Annotated in this window: 22 protein-coding genes; all 22 read right to left on the minus strand. The window is 37.7% G+C overall.

Features of this window, described 5'->3' with window-relative positions:
- Nucleotides 1–244: 244 nt before the first annotated feature.
- Nucleotides 245–445, minus strand: a complete 201-nt coding sequence (locus tag FSZ17_RS21280; RefSeq protein ID WP_057773109.1) for a putative motility protein — start codon at nt 443–445, stop codon at nt 245–247.
- 66 nt (nt 446–511) lie between these two features.
- Nucleotides 512–865, minus strand: coding sequence for a flagellar protein FliT (locus FSZ17_RS21285; protein ID WP_057773107.1), 354 nt, complete (start codon nt 863–865; stop codon nt 512–514).
- The gene (fliS, locus tag FSZ17_RS21290; RefSeq protein WP_057773104.1) at nt 865–1,266 is read right to left on the minus strand and encodes a flagellar export chaperone FliS; all 402 of its coding nucleotides are present in this window, start codon (nt 1,264–1,266) and stop codon (nt 865–867) included. Before fliS (FSZ17_RS21290) ends, FSZ17_RS21285 begins: the two co-directional genes overlap by 1 nt.
- Nucleotides 1,267–1,288: 22 nt before the next feature.
- Entirely contained in the window at nt 1,289–3,361 is a 2,073-nt protein-coding gene (gene fliD / locus FSZ17_RS21295) for a flagellar filament capping protein FliD (protein WP_057773102.1), read from the minus strand.
- 16 nt (nt 3,362–3,377) lie between these two features.
- Nucleotides 3,378–3,743 (minus strand): flagellar protein FlaG, encoded by a 366-nt coding sequence (flaG, locus tag FSZ17_RS21300; RefSeq protein ID WP_057773100.1) that lies wholly within the window; start codon nt 3,741–3,743, stop codon nt 3,378–3,380.
- A gap of 636 nt (nt 3,744–4,379) precedes the next feature.
- Complete coding sequence (fliB, locus tag FSZ17_RS21305) at nt 4,380–5,615, minus strand: flagellin lysine-N-methylase (RefSeq protein ID WP_057773098.1); 1,236 nt, start codon at nt 5,613–5,615, stop codon at nt 4,380–4,382.
- Between the two features lie 126 nt (nt 5,616–5,741).
- Nucleotides 5,742–6,581 carry a flagellin Hag gene (hag, locus tag FSZ17_RS21310; RefSeq protein WP_057773096.1) on the minus strand — a complete coding sequence of 280 codons (840 nt, stop codon included), beginning with the start codon at nt 6,579–6,581 and terminating at the stop codon, nt 5,742–5,744.
- Nucleotides 6,582–6,724: 143 nt separating this feature from the next.
- Nucleotides 6,725–6,952: a carbon storage regulator CsrA gene (csrA, locus tag FSZ17_RS21315; RefSeq protein WP_057773094.1), complete on the minus strand. Its 228-nt coding sequence runs from the start codon at nt 6,950–6,952 to the stop codon at nt 6,725–6,727.
- 4 nt (nt 6,953–6,956) lie between these two features.
- Nucleotides 6,957–7,397, minus strand: a complete 441-nt coding sequence (gene fliW, locus FSZ17_RS21320; protein WP_057773092.1) for a flagellar assembly protein FliW — start codon at nt 7,395–7,397, stop codon at nt 6,957–6,959.
- A 196-nt stretch (nt 7,398–7,593) separates the two neighbouring features.
- Nucleotides 7,594–8,154, minus strand: coding sequence for a DUF6470 family protein (locus FSZ17_RS21325; RefSeq protein WP_057773090.1), 561 nt, complete (start codon nt 8,152–8,154; stop codon nt 7,594–7,596).
- A gap of 94 nt (nt 8,155–8,248) precedes the next feature.
- On the minus strand, nt 8,249–9,133 hold the full coding sequence (gene flgL / locus FSZ17_RS21330) for a flagellar hook-associated protein FlgL (RefSeq protein ID WP_057773088.1): 885 nt from the start codon (nt 9,131–9,133) through the stop codon (nt 8,249–8,251).
- 15 nt (nt 9,134–9,148) lie between these two features.
- Nucleotides 9,149–10,792: a flagellar hook-associated protein FlgK gene (gene flgK, locus FSZ17_RS21335; protein ID WP_057773085.1), complete on the minus strand. Its 1,644-nt coding sequence runs from the start codon at nt 10,790–10,792 to the stop codon at nt 9,149–9,151.
- Nucleotides 10,793–10,842: 50 nt separating this feature from the next.
- The gene (locus tag FSZ17_RS21340) at nt 10,843–11,334 is read right to left on the minus strand and encodes a flagellar protein FlgN (RefSeq protein ID WP_057773083.1); all 492 of its coding nucleotides are present in this window, start codon (nt 11,332–11,334) and stop codon (nt 10,843–10,845) included.
- Nucleotides 11,335–11,391: 57 nt separating this feature from the next.
- The gene (locus FSZ17_RS21345) at nt 11,392–11,829 is read right to left on the minus strand and encodes a YaaR family protein (protein WP_057773081.1); all 438 of its coding nucleotides are present in this window, start codon (nt 11,827–11,829) and stop codon (nt 11,392–11,394) included.
- A 91-nt stretch (nt 11,830–11,920) separates the two neighbouring features.
- The gene (locus FSZ17_RS21350) at nt 11,921–12,742 is read right to left on the minus strand and encodes a flagellin N-terminal helical domain-containing protein (RefSeq protein WP_057773080.1); all 822 of its coding nucleotides are present in this window, start codon (nt 12,740–12,742) and stop codon (nt 11,921–11,923) included.
- Nucleotides 12,743–12,762: 20 nt separating this feature from the next.
- Nucleotides 12,763–13,194: a flagellar export chaperone FliS gene (gene fliS, locus FSZ17_RS21355; protein WP_057773079.1), complete on the minus strand. Its 432-nt coding sequence runs from the start codon at nt 13,192–13,194 to the stop codon at nt 12,763–12,765.
- Nucleotides 13,195–13,242: 48 nt separating this feature from the next.
- On the minus strand, nt 13,243–13,536 hold the full coding sequence (locus FSZ17_RS21360) for an EscU/YscU/HrcU family type III secretion system export apparatus switch protein (protein ID WP_057773077.1): 294 nt from the start codon (nt 13,534–13,536) through the stop codon (nt 13,243–13,245).
- Nucleotides 13,533–15,665 (minus strand): hypothetical protein, encoded by a 2,133-nt coding sequence (locus FSZ17_RS21365; RefSeq protein ID WP_057773075.1) that lies wholly within the window; start codon nt 15,663–15,665, stop codon nt 13,533–13,535. Before FSZ17_RS21365 ends, FSZ17_RS21360 begins: the two co-directional genes overlap by 4 nt.
- Before the next feature lie 59 nt (nt 15,666–15,724).
- On the minus strand, nt 15,725–15,991 hold the full coding sequence (flgM, locus tag FSZ17_RS21370; RefSeq protein ID WP_057773072.1) for a flagellar biosynthesis anti-sigma factor FlgM: 267 nt from the start codon (nt 15,989–15,991) through the stop codon (nt 15,725–15,727).
- 119 nt (nt 15,992–16,110) lie between these two features.
- A complete protein-coding gene (locus tag FSZ17_RS21375; protein ID WP_057773070.1) occupies nt 16,111–16,545 on the minus strand; it encodes a TIGR03826 family flagellar region protein in 435 nt (144 codons plus the stop codon).
- Between the two features lie 92 nt (nt 16,546–16,637).
- A complete protein-coding gene (locus tag FSZ17_RS21380; protein ID WP_322107591.1) occupies nt 16,638–17,168 on the minus strand; it encodes a ComF family protein in 531 nt (176 codons plus the stop codon).
- A gap of 163 nt (nt 17,169–17,331) precedes the next feature.
- Nucleotides 17,332–18,828 carry an ATP-dependent helicase ComFA gene (locus tag FSZ17_RS21385; RefSeq protein WP_057773065.1) on the minus strand — a complete coding sequence of 499 codons (1,497 nt, stop codon included), beginning with the start codon at nt 18,826–18,828 and terminating at the stop codon, nt 17,332–17,334.
- Nucleotides 18,829–19,126: the final 298 nt, after the last annotated feature.

Here is a 19,126-nt window from a genome sequence, read left to right on the forward strand (position 1 = left end):
TTAGTATTAGGAAGTGAAACCAACTGGAATGAATATTAAGAATCTTTTAAAGGGTCATGTAAATGTAAAATATTTAAATTTTCCCCAATAAAAAACACCTCCAATTGTTAATTGTGTCTAACAAAAGGAGGTGTAAGCTCAATGCTCTGTGGTAGAGATTTTCGCACCTCTAATTTGATATGGGCGAATCATAGAATTATCTTTCAAGAAAAAGAGTAACCGATTGGCTACTCCTTTGTTTTTCTTATCCTTTTAGATCGATGGTTCCGCCAAGATGCGGTTGTGCAGCTTGCTGCAGAGCTTGCAAGTTAGCTCCCCCTAGCATCTCATTGATAAAATTAGCATTTCCTTCTGCTTGATTCATTGCTTTTTTCATCACTAGGATTGAAGCTTGTTGCTGAACTTGACTTTGACTTAGTGCCATTGACATAAGAGCACTATCCACATAGAGCCCTCCTTTTTATGTTTCATTTTAAGGAATAAAGCTGTTTGTTTTCCTAGAGCTCAGAGGTTAATTCTTTTTATCGTAATAAACTCCATCTAATCCATTCACTGCTTCGTATGGATTTGAGTAACTTTGGACATGATTCTTCTTTTTCTTTAGTTCTTGAAGATCCGTCTGGATTTGAGACTTTAGGTTCTTCATTAGACGATTAATCTCTTGTTCCCACTGGATGATCTGCTTTCCAAGTTCTTGTTCATCAAGCGAATAAGGAGGAGTAAGCTGTACCAGTAGAGGACCTCGTTTTTCAAGTAAAGCCTCTACTTGATGAATGATATCCTCTCTTTCATCGGCACCTACTTGTCCTTGCAGAATCATATAAAGCTGTTTCGTCAAGTCAAAATATTCTTGAACTGCACTCATTACACTTGACTGCTTTCTTTAAATTGCTGCTGGCGATTCAACTGAATAAGCTGTTTCCATGTATCACGAAACTCGACAACAAGCTCCTCAACTTCTTCTAATATTGCAATATCATTTTTCACATTAGCTTCCACAAGACGGCGATGCATGTAGTCATAGAGCGTCATCATATTTTTAGAGACTTCTAGATCCATGTTTAAAGTGACCATTAACTCACTAATAATATTCTCAGCTTTAATGATATTCGTATTTCTCTCTGAAATTTGATTATTCTCAATCGCAATCTTAGCCTGGTGAATAAACTTTAAACAACCATTGTATAACATGAGTGTAAGTTCACCAGGAGAAGCCGTTGTCACTGAATTGCTTTTATATGCTTGATACGGATTATTTACCACCATTTATTACACTCCTTTAAATCCCTTACATTCCGCCGCCAAATTGCTGCATAAGATAAGCCGATTGTGAATTGGCTTGCTGAATCGCTTTTTCCATTGCCGTAAATTGACGCCAATAACGTGCTTCCACGTCTTTTAAGCGGTCTTCAAAGCGGTCGATTCGCTTATCAACATTATCGAGTTGACGCCCAAGAGCATACTGTTGAGAATTTGTGGTAGAATTCCCTGCTTTTTCTTTTAATTTATCCATCGATACCGATACAGAATCATATAAACGGTGGACAATTCCTTTTTCACTCTCGGTCGTACCTTCCCCACGGAATAAATTTTCAACTGATTCAGGATCTTCTTCAATCGCTTTCAGTAATTTTGCTTCATTAATTTCTAGTTTGCCACCTTTAAGATAGTCTTTTGAAGTTGTAATACCTATTTTTGCTAACTGATTATATGCGTCTGCAACATTACTATTTTGAACAGGCTGATAAAAATCCAACCGCATTTCAGATAATACGCTTGATAGAATCGGATCATGTCTCAGCAAACCACTTTTCGCCTTCTCATCCCATAATTCCTGCTGCTTTTCACTCATTTCTTCCCGTTGTTCATCTGTTAAAGGCAAATAAGTTCGATTGCGATCCTCAGACAGTTTTGATTGAATTTTATCAACCAATTCATTATACTTCTTCACAAATTCCTTAATATTTTCTGCCACTTTACTCGAGTCATTACTAACGTTTACACTAACTGCATCTGTAAATTTTTGCTTAATTGTAAAGGTAACACCGTTCATTTCGAATGTATTCGAGGAACGTTCTGTCTCTAAACCATTTATTTCAAATTTAGCGTTTTGTCCACCTGTAACAGTTGCAGTGCCGAATTTCAATACATCATTGATAAAGCTTCCACTCGTACTAATTTCTCTGCCTGCGCCTGTATTAAAATCTCCTGTTTCTGCTCGCGTCAAGGAAGCTTGTCCTGTATTAGAATCATAGAACATCGTAACACCAACACTAGACCCATTTACCTTACCTATAACGGAATTCAATGACTCATTTCCTTGAATTAAGAATGACTCATGCTTCTGACCTTTTGATGTATGGGTATCCATTGAAAAGGTTGTGTAGTTCTGGTCGTACGTTATTTCAAAATTTCTTAAGTCACCAGGATCTGTAACATCTTCAGCTGGTAATGGCATCTTGTCAGTAAATGTAATTTTTCCTGTTTCCGAATTTAAAGTACCAACTACATCACCACTCGAATTTTTAATTTCGCGAGTCAAATCATTTGGATTGCCTTGAATGGTTAAATTATCGATGGTAGTACCATTGCCATCTTTTATTAGAATTGACGACACATTATTAATAGAACCACGTGATATTTGTACTTGCGATGAATTGTATTGTAGTTTAAATGAATCTGTTTTTTCCTTCGCTACATAATCTATACGAATCGAAGTTCCTTGAGCTATTTCTTTATTAAATGTTAAATTTCCATTTGAATCCACAAGTACTTCATTGTCACCGGGAGTGCCGCCTGTAATAACCTTATAGGACTTACCACTAACTTTTACACTCCATGAATCAATTGTCGTATCATCAATATTGGTGAGTCCTGTAGTAATTGTAGCGCCACTACTTGGATTACTAATTGTCTTTGATTCGACAACACCTTGTTTCCATACATCCGTTCCAGATTGAGCCATACTTTCCTTTTGTCCAAAAATCCCTTTGCTAGAATCAAAAGTCTTTCCTATTCCGGCTATGTTACCACCATTTACTTGTGTTTCAGCGCTAGCTAATTGTGTCACATTCGATATAGAATAAGATGATTTACCCGCTGATCCACTAGCAATAGCAGTTAATTTTGACTCATCGGTTGATGATGTTTGTCTTGCACGATAATTAGATGTTAATTTCATCTGCGTTAATGTACTGCGAAAATCAAGCATCAATGTATTAAGTGAACGATAGTCATCTCTCTGCCATTGTAAAGTTTGCTTCTGTTGTTTCATCTTATCAAGAGGCGCACGTTCAGCTTTCATCAAATCCTTAACCATCTGATCAATATCCATTCCACTTGCTATTCCACTAATTCTCATTATCGATTCACTCCTTTTACACTTTTCGGTCTACGAGTATTCCCAGAAAGTCCGTCATAGCTGCATACATATCCAACAGCTTCTTTGGCGGAATTTCTTTCACCACTTCATTCGTTGTATTATCAACAATCGAAACATAATATTCCTTAAGTTCATCATGAAATTGAAACTTTAAATGGGTATTTGAGGCTTTTACAAATTCATTCATGCTTTTCACGACTTTTTCTAATTGATCTTTCGACTGGGGCTGCTGATGTTTATCTTGTTGTTGGTCTATTTCAGCCTTATTCTCATGGGTCGTTTGCTTAATCACTTGTGGCGCAGTAGATGTATAAACATTCGATTGTATTGATCCATTAAAAGTAGAAATTTTTTCCAACATCTTTTATTCTCCCCTCGGTATAATCCCTATTCTTTATATCGGTAGTACACCTGGAATATTAATAATGGAATTGGAAAAATCTGAAATGAAAGGAATGAGTTTCTTCATCCTCGAGGTATCAACCTTCATTTTTATTTTTACTTAGGAAAAGAATACGGAGATCTTCTTAAAGAACAAACATAATTTCGCAAGGCATTTCGAATCAATTTCAGTATAGGGATCATTTCCAAATACAAAAAATATTACCTAAATTCAGGCGATTTATTAGCCTTTATAAAGGTACTTTTTTTAGATTCCAGCTTCCATTTTAGCTTGCGTAATTATTTCTTCTATGGTAGCACTTGCACCAGACGGCATTGCTACTTTTCCTACTTTGGACTCTTCCTCATTGCCACAATCCACACATCTAAGAGTAGAAGATGTGTCAAAGCCACTATCGACCAAAATTACTCATTTAAAATCCCCCTAAATGGAATATAGAGACCCTAGCAAAACTAGGATCCCTTTCAGATAATCTTAAATTAGCAAAGAAGTTGTAGAACTCCTTGTGGTTGTTGGTTCGCTTACTTTGTGACTGTACCTTTCAGTTACAGAATAGACTATATCTTTACCCTCATGTTCCCTCGAGGAGTGACCTTAATTCTTAATTAAAATAGCCATATATGCCATTGTTGTAAATCCGTTATCTCTCAGTAAATTAAAAGCCCTTTTCAAGTAAACATTGTTATGTTCAACTGATTTAGAAAATGATTGGATTAGTGTAATAACTAATTCTGTTGTTAGTCCCTTATGAAAACCAGCCATACCGATTAAATGAAGTTTAATTATAGAATAATGTAGGATAAGCATTACATAATCATCGAACATAGTTTTATTCCCAAACGGGAAGATATTTTTGAAGACATAGTTTACTAAATAGTTTTCAAGAATATATTCATGTTCACTCATCAAAGGCATAAAATACTCTTCAAAAGCCTCCTTATACCTCTCTGCAATCTCTTCTACATCTGCTTCATTTGTGTATTCAATTCCTTGTAAAGTTTCTGATAAGCATTTCTTGTATCTTTCGCTTCCTATCCCGTGCGCTACCCGATAATCAAGCAACTCTTTGCATAACTCCATTTGAATTGCTAAGTGTGTCTGGACGTTAGAAAGATCAGATTTTGCTCCTCCATTTGCCAACATTGTTGCGTAGTGTGCAATGATATCTTGAAAAGAATCTAATTTACCATGGTCAACCGCTTCTTGCACTTTTCTAAAGAATAATCCTAGGAAAATTAGACGTTCATTTAGAGAGTATGTTCTGTCCTGTAGGACTTGTATGGTAAAAATACGAAGTTCCCAGAAATACTTAATTGGTTTATTCATTAATTTCGGATTACTCGTATCTAATTCTTTTAGGATAAAACCATGTGTATTTAATTCTTCTGCCTCATCAAATTCCATTCCATTCGGGTTCAATAAAGCTAATCTTGCCGCTTCCGGGCAAGACATCGTTAGTGATTTCTCAACTACACCGTTTATTTTATTCAAGGTTCGTGGATAGATAGCACATGTATTCGATAGAAAGTCTTCTCCAAGATTTAATTGTACCTTACATAAATTCTCCTCAGATAAAAAAGAGCATCTTCCTCCATCTCGCATTTTAATTTTGGCAAAATTAACTGATGAAGGATTAGATCTATTCCGTATAATATTCTTTTCGAATAAGGGTTTTAGTTCTTTATCTTGAGTTTTTTTATATTTTTTATATGTAGCTTCATCAATATTTACTCGCCAACCAGCACAACATGAGTCTTCACAAGCAGAACCAATACATGAAAATTCACGCACATATTGCGGAATTAATAAAGGACTTGCTTTTCCAGTCATTTTTTTCTCTCCCTCTTGATGTTCCATTGATTAACATAGATTTCCTCATTAAGGGAAGAAATCTATGTTAATCAATGTAAATGCAAAAAAGGATTGGGAAACTCCCCAATCCCTTTTTAAAACATATTAACGTAATAATTGAAGAACACCTTGTGGTTGTTGATTAGCTTGAGCCAACATTGCTTGAGATGCTTGTGCAAGAATTGAGTTCTTTGTTTGGTTCATTATTTCTTTCGCCATGTCAACGTCACGAACACGTGATTCTGCAGCAGTTAAGTTTTCAGATGCATTATTTAAGTTATTAATTGTATGATCTAAACGATTTTGATTAGCACCAAGATTAGAACGAGCGGATGAAACTTTTCCAATTGCAGCATCAATTGCTATTAGGTTAGCATCAGTACTTGCTTTCGCTCCATCCCATACTAAATCAGCTGCTGCAACACCTAAGTCTGTTGAATCAAAACCTGAACCAGCCGCACCAGAGTTAATTGTAATTTTAAGTTGTTGACCAGTGTTCGCTCCAATTTGTAAATCAAAATCATAGTTACCATCTAGCAACTTTTTACCGTTAAATTCTGTACGGTCAGCAATTCCGTCTAGCTCAGCTTGTAATTGAGTAATCTCGTCACTAATAGCTGTTAAATCTTCAGCTTCATTCGTTCCTTCATTACCAGCTTGAACAGCAAGTTCACGCATACGTTGAAGGATAGAATGAGTCTCATTAAGTGCGCCTTCAGCTGTTTGAATTAATGAAATTCCATCTTGTGAATTACGTGAAGCTTGGTCTAAACCACGAATTTGACCACGCATTTTTTCAGAGATTGAAAGACCAGCAGCATCGTCTCCAGCACGGTTAATACGAAGACCTGAAGCTAATTTTTCCATTGATTTACCTTGTGCACTTGTAGCACTTGATAATTGACGGTGTGTGTTTAATGCAGCAATATTGTGATTGATAATCATTTTATTTTCCTCCTTGAATGTATCGTTCACATCCTTGTGAACGTTAGTTTTTTGTTAGGACTCGGGTCGGCCGTACCTTTGTCCCTTTACAACATTTATATCGACATAAATATTAATCTTTTAATAGTTTTTTATAAAAAATTTTAGTTTTTGTCGTTTTGTGACAGAATGGAAAATATATCCTTTACTTCCGCTACCGCTTTTGTATTTTCGTTTTGAATATTATCATAAATTTCTTTCCGATAAACCTCTATTTCCTTCGGTGCACTAATCCCAATTTTCACTTGATCCCCTTGGACACTAACGATCTTTATTTCAATTCCATCACCTATTTGAATCGCTTCGCCTGTTTTTCTTGTTAATACAAGCATACCGTCACCCCTTGATAACGTGCGCTGGTTTGAGTAGATGCTTAGTTTGATAGCTGCTGTCGCTTAAGATCAGCTGTTTGGCACGCTTGTTTTTTGTGTTAAAGATAAGAGGTGCTTGTAGGTTTGCCGTCGTTTTTTCGAACGGTTCTTGAACTGTTAGAATGACATATGGAAGCACATCACTATCTGTTTCAATTTCTAATTGCTTTATCGAAGGGTCATCAATTGAAAATTGATAGTCTAGGAAAAATTGAAATGGGTTTGTGATAACGAATGCAAGGTTTGGTGTTGTAACGGATTGCATAATTGAAAAGACATCGTTTTCTGGAAGATTTAAAATGACAAATTGTTTTTCGCTTAAAAATCCGGGAATACCTTTTTCAAAATGCCAAACTTCATCTTCAATGATCTCTACTACACTATGATATTTCGTTTCTATGTTCATAAGCCACATTCCTTTTTAAGCCATTTTTGTTTTATCCCGTTCTAAACGGCGCTAAAATCTCCTACTTCAAGCATAAGGAACTCAAAAATTGTTTTGGCGGGAGATAAGCGCCGCTAAGAACCCGCTAAGTTCAACTAACCATCTGTTAGGGAAATGACCCCCGACTAATGGTTAGTTGAACTTTATCCTATCTCAGTTACGGTAGGTTCACAACATCGATCTTTAATGAAGGATGCTGTTTCATTCGGTACGTAATATCGCCTTTTTGATAATCAATGATCGGCTTTTGTGGTCTTGTTTGATTGATCACTTGATTGGTTTTCCACTGGATGTTTAGTTGACCAGGTGTGAAATGAATTTTCACACTGAAATTTGGTGGTATGAACCCAATATTAAAGTCATAGATTGGATCCTCCCCATTTCGCTCTGCTTGATTGGCGATGACATTTCCGCCATTTTCAATTCTCATGAGCTCGTCGCCCTCAAATGACCTTCTTTCCATTCCTGCCAATACATCTTGGTAGGCTTGAGCCGCGTTCTCTTCAATACTGCGGAAGGCACTTTTGATCCCCATCGATTCCCAAGCTGCTGTTTGATCAATTGTTAATCGAGTTGAAATACGATTAATGTACATTTCAGCAGCCGGCTGCTGCAAATCGAGCTGTGCGGCGGGCTGTTCAATGGATTGGACAGGGGGTGAAATATCCATTCCTAATTGTGCTGTTTGTGATTGCATACGTAATTGTGGCAATTGCATGAACGAAATCACCTCGTAATCGTTAAGTCGTTTTAATACGCTTTATAGGAGGTTTTCTATGTAGTGAAAAGAAGCTATTCAAATTGAATAGCTCCTATCTGAGAAAGTCCATTAATGTCGGCTGAATGATTCGAGTTCCTACTGATAATGCAGCTCGATGCAGACTTTCTTGCATCTTTAAATTTGTAATAACCTCTTCTACTTCTATTCCTTCATTATCAGACATCACTCGTGTAGAAATTACTTTTTGTTCGTCTATACGCTCTTCCATCAATTCAAGACGGTTTACTCTTGCACCTAATTCTGCACGTGTATCTGTCATTGAGGCCAAATGTTTATCCACATCTGCTAAGAAACCATCAATATCATCCCCTGTAGTGGCAGGATCTGTCAATTTTGTAATAATATTATCAATGTCGTCAAATAAACCTTGACTAAATACCTTAGTAGGATCTACATTGACTTGCATGGTGACGCCTTTCGATAACTCAATTTCAACTGGGTTTGTATTATCTGAAACCACTATAGGAGTTTGAGTTAAATCAACCGGCTTATTTAACGTATCTGTTCCATTAAATAAATACTTATCTCCGAATTTCGTGTTTGCAATTTCACCTAAATGCTCTTTTAATTGCTTAATTTCCTCTGCCATTGATTTTCTTTGGCTCTCATCATAGGTGTCATTGCTAGCCTGTACTAAAAGCTCACGAACTCGATCTAACCCTTTTTTTGCCTTATCGAGTGCTGCATCGCTATTTTCTACCCAATTATAAGCCTCAGAGAAATTCCGTTTGAATTGCTCTACTTCCATTAAATTTCTACGGTACGTAATCCCCTTCATCGCGACTACCGGATCATCAGAGGGACGGTTAATCTTTTGACCTGTTGAAAGTTGATCCTGGTATTTCCCTAATCGATCAAAGCTCGATGTTAAATTTCTTAACATATTATTTGCAAGCATGGATTGAGTTACACGCATTCGTTATATACCTCCTTAACGGCCGGATACTCCCATTCCGTTAATAATTTTATCCAACATTTCATCAACAATCGTAATATTTCTCGCTGAAGCATTGTAGGCGTGTTGGTATTTGATCATATTTGTAAATTCTTCATCAAGCGAAACCGCACTCACGGATTGACGACGTTCATCTACAGAAATCAGTAATAACTCACTATTGCCAGCCAATCTCTTCGCTTGCTGGCTTTCAACACCTAAGCGTCCTGTCATTCCTTCATAGAAAGAGTTAACCGTTCCTGTCTTAATCGGTAAATTTAATGAAGCTATATCAAGATCACTGACACCTTCAAGCTTAACTGTGCCATCAGATAAAACAAAGCCTTGGATATTTGACAAATTGATGGCATTTTTTCCATCTCCGCCATCACCCGGAATGGATGATACGGCTAATTCTCTTGTCGTTATGCCAGAAAGCTTAATATTCTTCGCCGCGTCCTTATGACCTCCTGCTGGTAATGGTACAAAGAAATCTTTACCTCCAGCACCGTCTAAATCATATCCTTTTTTATGAACTTCATTAAAAAGCGAAACAAATGAGTAAGCTAGCTTATCTAGATTTTCAATCATATCTGGATAAATTCCCTTTTCAGTTCCGCCTACATCATACCCATATGATTCAACAAGACCTTTTAATTTCCCTTGCGAAAAAACAACTTCAGAACCCGCAACAAAAGGCACGTCATAGACGGGAACTGGAGGTTTTGTTGGTTCATTTGACTTTGGAACGTCATATACTGTAAAACCAGTTATCTTGCCATCTGGTTTATCTGGTATGCCATCTTGATCTGTGTCTATTGCAGGTTTGTCACTTTTTATCCCAATATTATTGTAATCAGATCCATTCACTAAAAAGAACTCTGAACCATCTGCTCCAACCATTTTAATCGTATATGAACCTTCTGCAATATCAAGTGCATTACCACCTGAAGGCTTCTTTTCTACTTTAATATTAACGAATTGAGAAAGTTCATCCACTAAACGATCTCTTTCATCATAAAGATCATTGGGCAAATATCCATGAGGCTCAACTTGAGAAATTTGCTCGTTAACGTCAGCAATTTGTTTTAATAATGAATTAACTGCTTTAATATTGACACTGATCTCATTACCAAAGTCACTTTTTATCTGATTTAATGATTCAGAGAGATATTTAAATGTATCTGCTACCGATTGTCCACGTTCAATAACAACAGAACGTGCTCCATCATCTTCTGGATGAACACTTAAATCCTGTAATGATTGCCAAAATTCTCCCATGACAGCAGCTAAGCTATTATTACTTGGCTCATTCATGATATCTTCCATTTTGTCTAATGAAACAGCCTTTGATTCCCAGTATCCTAGCTTATTGGACTCATTTTGAAACTGAACATCTAAAAAGCTCTCTCGGATTCTCTCAATCGTTCCTGCCATAACGCCCGTTCCCATTTGACCTGGCATCTGAGGTTTGTTCATTCCAATCGAGGGATATGGCGTCGTTTGAACAAAGTTCACCCTTTGTCTTGAATACCCTGGAGTATTTGCGTTTGCAATGTTATGTCCAGTCGTGTATAAAGCACTTTGCTGGGTAAACATTCCCCTGCGTGCTGTTTCTAAACCCATAAATGTAGAACGCATCGTTTTTCCTCCTATAAAAAACTTAAACTCGAACAGTCATAATCTAAAGATTAGGCCTTTGAATCAAAAAATGACCTTATAGTCTCAGATTCTTCATTTGCTGTTTTTGAATAATTATCTAAATTTGATTCAGGACTAAATAAATCTAAATTTAGTCTCACAAATTGCATAGATTGCTCTAGAAGCTGCTGATTCAAGTTATTTATATCTTTTAAAACTTCAATTGTATCTAACAGCATTGACCTTAATTCTACGATCTTTTCTTGATCGCTTTTCTCATCTATCCAATCTAGACATTCAAGAATAGTAGAAGGAGTACCCCTCACAGGATCCCCTTTTGACAGAAGAAGAATGGCTTTCTCCCTTTCCTTTTCAGCCAATTGAATAGCGACAATGATTTTATTTTCATCCTTCATGACTTGATTTAATGCTTCTAACTCACCATACTTAATGATGATTGTTTTCCTTTTGGCGATATCATACAAATCTTGATGAAGGGTTAGTAATTTCTCCAACACTGCTATGATTGCTGAAGCTGCCATAGTAGTCCTCTCCCCTTGTATATCGGTTAATAGGTCCGATTATTTACCTTTATCTATTCACGTATAAATATTAATTAATAAGCCTTGAATTTCTCCGACTAGCCCTAAAATATCTAAGCCTTTCTTTTCCTTATCCAAGACTTCATTCGTTAAATCGATCAGCTTTTGATCTACTTCTTTCACTAGTTTATATACCTTCGTACGTCCATGACGAAAAAATCCACGCTGTTCTTCAAGCTTTAAGCCGTTATTGACCGCTTCCTCCATAAATGACTTTACTAAGCGTTTATACTTTTTTAAATCTTCTATCGTTCGGGACTGCGCTAAATTTTTTCCTTGATCTTCAATATCTGCTTGAAGCAGCATCAGCTTTTCATGAACGAGATTTTCTCTCTTTTTTGATACAACATCCGAAAAAGAAACAGATTCTGTAGCTACCTGTTTTTTCTTTTGAACATTACTCATCTCTGTTCGTTTAATTTTATTAACTTCCACCATCATCACTCCAAGATAAAACGCTTTTCTCTATTGTAGACGAAGGATAGAAAAAAGAGGAGGAAGCGAAAGTGCAACCTCCTCTTTTTTCTTACTTCAATAATTGTAAAATCCCTTGCGGCAGCTGATTCGCTTGCGCTAACATAGCTTGACCTGCTTGATTTAATATATTATTTCGTGTGAATTGTGTCATCTCTTCTGCCATATCAAGATCACGTATTCTCGATTCAGCAGATGTTAAGTTTTCATTTGATGTTTGGAGATTGTTGACTGTATGCTCTAAGCGGTTTTGCATCGCTCCAAGCTTCGAACGTTCAGAAGACACGGCATCAATTGCTGATTGAATTACTGTAATATTCTTATCTGCATCAGCTTGAGTATCAATTTTAATACCAGATACTTTTAAATCCGCTGCCTTCATAGATTCAATTTCCAACACAACATTCTGACCCTCATTCGCTCCAATTTGGAAAACCAAACCACTTCCTGTTTTTAGACTGCCATCTAACAATTTCTTCGTATTAAACTCTGTATCATTCGCAATACGGTCAATTTCTGCAACTAGCTGATCTACCTCTTTTTGCAGTTCACCACGGTCTTTATTATCATTCGTTCCATTTGCAGCTTGTACAGCTAATTCTCTCATACGCTGCAAAATACTATGCGTTTCATTGAGGGCTCCCTCTGCTGTTTGGATTAACGAAATTCCATCTAATGCATTCCGTTCTGCCATATCAAGACCACGTATTTGCGAACGCATTTTTTCAGAAATGGCTAGTCCTGCAGCGTCATCTGCCGCACGATTGATTCGCAATCCAGATGATAGCTTTTCTAAGCTTTTAGATGTTTGATTCATTGTATTTGATAAATTACGGTATGCATTTAATGCTTGAATATTATGATTGATTTTCATCTCTATTTCTCCTCTTAAGCTTAATATGGATTACGGTCAAGAATTCGAATTTGTTGTTCGTATGCATTCGTTTTCTTTAATGCGCTCTGATTTTGATTGACATTGTTTTTCATTGCTGTATTCCAAGCACTCGCCAAAGCCTCACAGATTCTCAACACTTCTTCGAGCATTGCAGCATCCTTCTTCATATTCGCTTCAATAACACGATTGGCCATATAGTTATAAAGGGCATCTAGCTGGTCGGCGATGATTCCAGCTTCATAGTTGATTCCGACTCCCAGCCGCTCTAATAAATCATTCACCTTTTGCAATTGGCGATTTACATCCATATAATTCTTTTGATTAATATTTGATATCGCTTCTTCTAAGTTATTGATACAAGCTTCATATAAAAGCGATGTAATTTCTTGTGAAGATTTTTGATAAATGAATTCTTTTGTTAGAAATTCCAAACGAACTCCTCCTTAACCATAGATAATATCGGTTAATTTTTTTCGATTTTAATAACTTGCATCCATTTCTTCTATTAATAATAAAATTTCTGCAATTACCGAGTACAGTTGAGGAGGTACATTTTCTCCCAAATCAATGTCTAATAGGTTTTGAACAAGGCTCGAATCTTCTTGCATATGAACACCGTGTTCCTTTGCAAGCTCAATAATTTTTGCTGCCATTTGTCCAGTTCCTTGGGCTACGACAGTAGGGGTGTCATCTTTTTCATCGTAACGAATCACTGCAGCGGTTGGTCCGTTCAAATGTTTTCGGTTAATTTGGTTAAAATATTTCGGTCTCATATTGTGAAATTATAGCCCCCTTCAGTAAAATTCGGTGTGACGGGCGATTTCACTTGCTTTTTCTCTTTTTCAGGTTCTCTATTTTCAGGACTTAAGGACGTAAATTGCACTTTTCCAATTTGATAGCCAATCTCCTGCAAACGTTCCTTTGCTTTTTCCGCCAATGGCTCCATTCGCTCTTTAAAATTAGCTTGATCATTTTTTATCGTAAATGACAAAGTTCGATCAACTGAGGTTAGTAAAATCCCTACTTCCCCCATTCTTTTCGTTTCCAATAAAAAATAGAGACTGCAATTCTCCCAATCTACACCTTGTTGATTATTTTTCGAATTGATATACACCTTTACATTCTCTATCTGATCCTGAAGTGGATACGGAATCGTAAACATCATACTTTGTAAAGAAAACGAATCCGATTTACTCAACAGCTGCTGACCCGTCATTTGCTGCAAAATTTGCTCTACTTTTTGAGTTTGCCCATGATCCGCTGTCTGCAATAACTTCAACAGTATTCCTTTTAGCGAGGAATCCGCCCCTTCATTGACTCCTCCTGCTTTAGAGAGCAATGCATGTGCTTGATCGGCTTCATAAGTCAATCCTAGATTTCGAATATATTCTAATGCTTGTCTCGAAGAAGTTCCCTGCTTCAAAGTATGTAATGTTTCATCAAAACGCTGACCTAGCTGTTTCTCTAATGTCGGTTGTTCCAGCTTCAATAGTTCGTTTGAAACAAAATGCTTCACACGGACATCGGATGGCTTAAACATAAGCTTATCCATCATCGTTTTTATTTCTGAAACTAATCGATTGGCTCCAGCAATTTCCCCCTTGCTTAAGAGCTTTCTTGCCTCAGCAAGCTGTGAGCTTGCTTGAAGCAGCTTCTTTTCCGTAGACATATCTGTATACAGCATAAAGTCGCTTCGTAAAATCGCTTGATCTAATGACTTAATCGTTGCTTCAAGCAATGGCTTTACTTGATTAGTAGAATGATTAACAGTAGACAGCTGCTGCTGAATCGTTTGTAGATTTCTAGCTACACTCTGCTTCAATTCTTTAAAATCGAGTGCGACTTGTGAAAGCTTTTTTGTAATCGTTGTCACGATTACATCCTTCGATTGGATCGATAGCGGCTGTAGAAAATCATCTTGTATATTGTAAGAAATAATATTCTGACTGCTAGACTGTTTTATTTCATTTTCAAGACCTGCTAGAGTAGAGCTTAATTCCTTCCTAGCTGTTAGTTCCCGGCCATTTTCTGCAAATTCTTCAGCAGTGCTCATCATATTTTTTAATATATCTTGATGAGAATCTGAAACGTTTCTTGAATTGATTATTTGCTCGCGGATGGATGTGAATACCTTTTCAAGATTGGGCTCTTTTTGTACTTTTTTGATTGCAAGCTGAAGCTCATTTATGAGAGTTTTTTGTGGATTATCTTTTGATAACTCATCCAAAGATTCTGACAGTTCCATTTTGAAAGCATTAGAGAAATTTTTTAATATTTTACTAACAATTTCGTCTTTGTTCATCATGGCTTGCTCATTTAAATTAGGCTTAGAATTAAAGGAATGAACAAGCTCGTTAATCATCTTACCAAGAGGACTTCCGTGTAGAGCCTCATGAATGGCATTGAGATGAACCGGAGAAACCTCTAACCGTTTATTTACCAATGCAGCGATTGTTTCAAGCTTCTGGTCTATCGTGCCTTTCGTATTCTGAATAAAGTCTTGTAAGCTTTTTATCACTTCTTTATTTAGTGGATAGTTTTTATCCAATAAGTATTGAGCCGCTGCGCGAAGTTCTGCGGAGACGTTTTTCCCACCAGTAAACTGCTGCAAAATTTGATCAATATTAATAGATTCCTTTGGTTTTGAGGAATCTGCAGGCGGACTTATTTTTACAATCGGCGGACTTTGCTTCGCATCGATTACTTCAATGCTCACCTTGCCTTCCAGTGGAATCTGACCGCTAAATTTCGCTCTTACCTCTTGCCCCTTTATTTGAAGGATGGCTTCATTATTAGGAAGCTTCTCTTTAACAGTAGCAGAATAAGTTTCACCTTCTTTCATAGAAAGAAGGTGATCGTTTGATACAAAAGATGTAAGTTTTGGTTCAAAATTAACTTGCATTTATCTTTCACGCTCCAAATAGAAAGACTTGTTAACTAAACGGTCGGAGGATAAAATGATTATTTCTTAAAATAAAACTGATAAATTCCTCTCGCAACTTCTTTTGGATTAACCTTATAAGTTCCGTTCTCAACCTGAATTTTTAATTCCTCAACTTTTGCTTGTCGTTCGTTCTCAATTTGAGTGACATGTTGCATTTCCTTTGCTTCTGTTGAGATTTCTACTTTATCAGCAGCTTTATTAGCTAATTTGTCGACTTGGTCGAGTTTATTCATCTGGCGTTTGTACGGATTCACACCGGATGCCCCGAAGTTATTGATTTTCATTTATACCCCTCACTTTCACACCGAACTATTTCTATATTTTTATTATCGGATAAAAGTGACGATTTTTTAAACATTATTTTTGAAAAGGAAGAAGTTTCATGACAATATTTTCAAATCCACTATTTACCCCGTCTCCGAAACTTCTCATCCACTGCAAAATACGTCGCCTGTTTATCTCTTTTTTCAATTTCTTTTCGGCGTTCTTCTTCTGCGGAGTGAATATTTAAATCTTTTCTCAGCTCTTCTGTACATTTATCACAGATTTTCCCCGACCTAATAATGGAGCCGCATTTGTCGCACGGGTACCCTAAGTTCGGAAACTGCGTTAATTTTAAGCGGCCAGTTTTGACGAATTTTAAGATTAGTTCTTCTTCTACTTCTGTTGCCTCAACAACCTGTTTCATTGTTGCGGCGCGATTTTCTCTTTTGCGCATGAAATTATAAACGGTTTCGTAGGCCTTCTCTTCCTCTTTCCAGCATTTCTCGCAAACATCTCGAAATTGACTTTTCACAAAAATACTATCGCAATTAGGACAATTTATTAACTCTGCCATTTTTGCTCCTCCTTATGATGAACATAATTGTTTTTTTCCTCCATTATATCCCTAGTCTTCCATTTAAAAAATGACAGTTTACTGAAAATTACTTAACCTCTTGCAAAAGTAACCGAGCTTATCGAGTGAGCACCCGCTTCCTTTAAGCATTTAGCTGCATGTCTGAGAGTTGACCCCGTTGTGTAAATATCATCAATGAGAAGGATTTTTTGATTGGGTATGGTGTGCACGATTTGAAAGACTTGTGAGAGATGGATACGCTCAGAACGCGATTTCTTTGATTGCTTTTCGGTGTGGATTCGAGAGAGAAGTCTCCTTGGTTCGTGGCCACATGCTTGAATTAACGCTTCCGACTGATTAAAGCCACGTTCATATAGGCGCTCATCACTCAGTGGAATAGGAACCATCACGTCAAATTGGATCGAGGAAAGTTTCTTTTTCATAAAAGCAGCGAAGACAGCTGCAAGGACGTAGTCACCACGGAATTTAAATTGAGCAACCATCTCCTTTGCAAAATCATTGTAAGTAACGAGAGAGAAATTTTTTACTAGAGTTCCTGCCCATTCCTGATCTTGCTCCCAGCGGATGCAGTCTGTACATTGGTTACCGCTTTTATATTTCACATCTAGGTGAGCTAATGGCCTGTCACATTTTTCACAAGTTCCACCTTCAATAATTTTAAATTTATCAAAGCATATCTCACAAATGGGGGCCGTATTTTCTTTTGAAAAAAGGCTAGTCCAGCCAATCTGAGGGGTTATTTCCGTTAGGCAAACGAGACAATGTTCAATAATCGATCAGTCCTTTCCTTCTCGCTTCAACATTCATATGAAGGATTTGTTTTCTTGCGCGTATCATGGCCTCCGTTTTTCCGTAGTGAAAAAAAGTAATATCGCCTCCAGGTGCATGTGAGCTTCTTCCAACACGACCTGCAATTTGGACAAGGGCACTTTCTGTAAAGATTCGATCCTCTGCACCAATCACAGCTACATCAATATTTGGAAAAGTGACGCCCCTTTCTAAAATCGTAGTAGTGAGAAGCATCGGGATTTCCTTGTTGCGCATGGCTTGTACCTTTTCCTTTCGCAGCGGATCTTCAGCATGAACGGCTTCAATTTTGGGATGCAGTTGTTGGACGATGGGAAGAATTCTTTCCATCTTATCGATTTTTGGAATAAATAATAGAGATTGCTTTTGAGAATCTAGTCGCTTTTTTATCCATTGAAAAACATTCTGTGGAAGCCTCTCTTTTTTGAGCTGCTTTTCCCAATTTCCACACCATGTAAAATGGGGAACTGGAAGAGGATGGCGATGAAAGCGTGCTGGAATCGTGACGAATTCTCTTCTCCCTTGGCTGCATTCCTTTTGCCACTTTTCATTTGGTGTTGCGGTCAGATAGATCATGGAAGAGACTTGTTTACGGGATTGACGGACGGCAAATTTCAGCGTTTCGTCAACTGAATAAGGAAAGGCGTCTACCTCATCAAGAATGACTGTGTCGAAAGCTTGGTAAAAACGAAGAAGCTGATGGGTGGTCGTGATGGTGAGCGGTGCATTGAGATGGCGATCCTCACTGCCTCCGTAAAGTGAGGCGACAGGAATATTCGGAAATACCTTTTTAAGTCTGGGGGTGAGCTCAAGCACAACATCTGTTCTAGGAGTCGCGAGGCACACTCTTTTGCCAGTCGTAAGTGCTGCGTCAATTCCTTCAAAAAGAACCTCTGTTTTACCTGCTCCGCATACGGCCCACACAAGTAACTCCTTGTTATTTAGAACAGCTTCCTCCACTCGTTTCGAAGCCGTTTGCTGTCCTTCGGATAAGGTTCCGCTCCAATTCAGTTGGGGGCCTGTTTCATTTAGCTGAGATTCCGGACCTGTCCAGCTAAGCAAGGGCGTACATGTGGTCACTCTCCCCATCATGATGCACTTCCGGCAATAAAAGCACTTCTCCCCACATCGCGCACATGGAAACCAGGCAAAGAGATGCTTGTCCCTATTACCGCAGCGGTTGCAGGAAAGCTTATTTTTTTCTGTTATGATTCCTTTTCGGTATTGGAGATAACCATTTTCGTAATGCTGATGGACTTCTGAGATCGGATAGGCCAGATCATCAAGTAAAAGCTGTTTACCGGATAGTTGTTGCTGGAGCTCTTGATTGTATTGATAAGAAGGATTTATTTGCTGATGTGGAATTTTTTCGATAGAGGAAATTGGGAGTGTTTTTTCTGTAGAATCTAATAGTTTATCGGGGATGATTGTGTTTTCAAATACGGCAAACCTCATGGAATCACCTCTGGAATATGATAAAGTGAAACTTCCATCAGTGGGAGTTTTTCGACGCACAGGACGTGCTAGTGCCGACGTTGCCACAGGACGTGGTGTTCTTAGTCGGCTTTCATCCCCCACTGATGGTTAGTTGCGGCCCACACGAAGTGGGTCACGCAGACGTTGCCACACGATGTGGCGCTTTTAGTCTGTGTTCATTATAGGGGCTTTTACGGGTAGTTATCCCCCACCTATCTTCCTCGCTTCTCTCTCAATCTTGAGGTGGGGGTCTTACTGCCCGTTAATGCGGGATAAA

Source organism: Cytobacillus dafuensis, assembly GCF_007995155.1.
Taxonomy (GTDB): Bacteria; Bacillota; Bacilli; order Bacillales; family Cytobacillaceae; genus Cytobacillus; species Cytobacillus dafuensis.

Coding starts and splice junctions, on each gene's coding strand:
- FSZ17_RS21385 (WP_057773065.1), bottom strand. CDS start 18,828: ATGAGGTTTGCCGTATTTGAAAACACAATCATCCCCGATAAACTATTA.
- flgM (WP_057773072.1), bottom strand. CDS start 15,991: ATGAAAATCAATAACTTCGGGGCATCCGGTGTGAATCCGTACAAACGC.
- flaG (WP_057773100.1), bottom strand. CDS start 3,743: ATGTTGGAAAAAATTTCTACTTTTAATGGATCAATACAATCGAATGTT.
- hag (WP_057773096.1), bottom strand. CDS start 6,581: ATGATTATCAATCACAATATTGCTGCATTAAACACACACCGTCAATTA.
- FSZ17_RS21365 (WP_057773075.1), bottom strand. CDS start 15,665: ATGCAAGTTAATTTTGAACCAAAACTTACATCTTTTGTATCAAACGAT.
- FSZ17_RS21285 (WP_057773107.1), bottom strand. CDS start 865: ATGAGTGCAGTTCAAGAATATTTTGACTTGACGAAACAGCTTTATATG.
- flgL (WP_057773088.1), bottom strand. CDS start 9,133: ATGCGTGTAACTCAATCCATGCTTGCAAATAATATGTTAAGAAATTTA.
- FSZ17_RS21360 (WP_057773077.1), bottom strand. CDS start 13,536: ATGAGACCGAAATATTTTAACCAAATTAACCGAAAACATTTGAACGGA.
- FSZ17_RS21325 (WP_057773090.1), bottom strand. CDS start 8,154: ATGCAATTGCCACAATTACGTATGCAATCACAAACAGCACAATTAGGA.
- csrA (WP_057773094.1), bottom strand. CDS start 6,952: ATGCTTGTATTAACAAGAAAAACAGGCGAAGCGATTCAAATAGGTGAT.
- FSZ17_RS21350 (WP_057773080.1), bottom strand. CDS start 12,742: ATGAAAATCAATCATAATATTCAAGCATTAAATGCATACCGTAATTTA.
- FSZ17_RS21340 (WP_057773083.1), bottom strand. CDS start 11,334: ATGGCAGCTTCAGCAATCATAGCAGTGTTGGAGAAATTACTAACCCTT.
- fliS (WP_057773104.1), bottom strand. CDS start 1,266: ATGGTGGTAAATAATCCGTATCAAGCATATAAAAGCAATTCAGTGACA.
- flgK (WP_057773085.1), bottom strand. CDS start 10,792: ATGCGTTCTACATTTATGGGTTTAGAAACAGCACGCAGGGGAATGTTT.
- fliW (WP_057773092.1), bottom strand. CDS start 7,397: ATGAACATAGAAACGAAATATCATAGTGTAGTAGAGATCATTGAAGAT.
- FSZ17_RS21375 (WP_057773070.1), bottom strand. CDS start 16,545: ATGGCAGAGTTAATAAATTGTCCTAATTGCGATAGTATTTTTGTGAAA.
- fliB (WP_057773098.1), bottom strand. CDS start 5,615: ATGACTGGAAAAGCAAGTCCTTTATTAATTCCGCAATATGTGCGTGAA.
- fliD (WP_057773102.1), bottom strand. CDS start 3,361: ATGAGAATTAGTGGAATAGCAAGTGGAATGGATATTGATCAGATGGTT.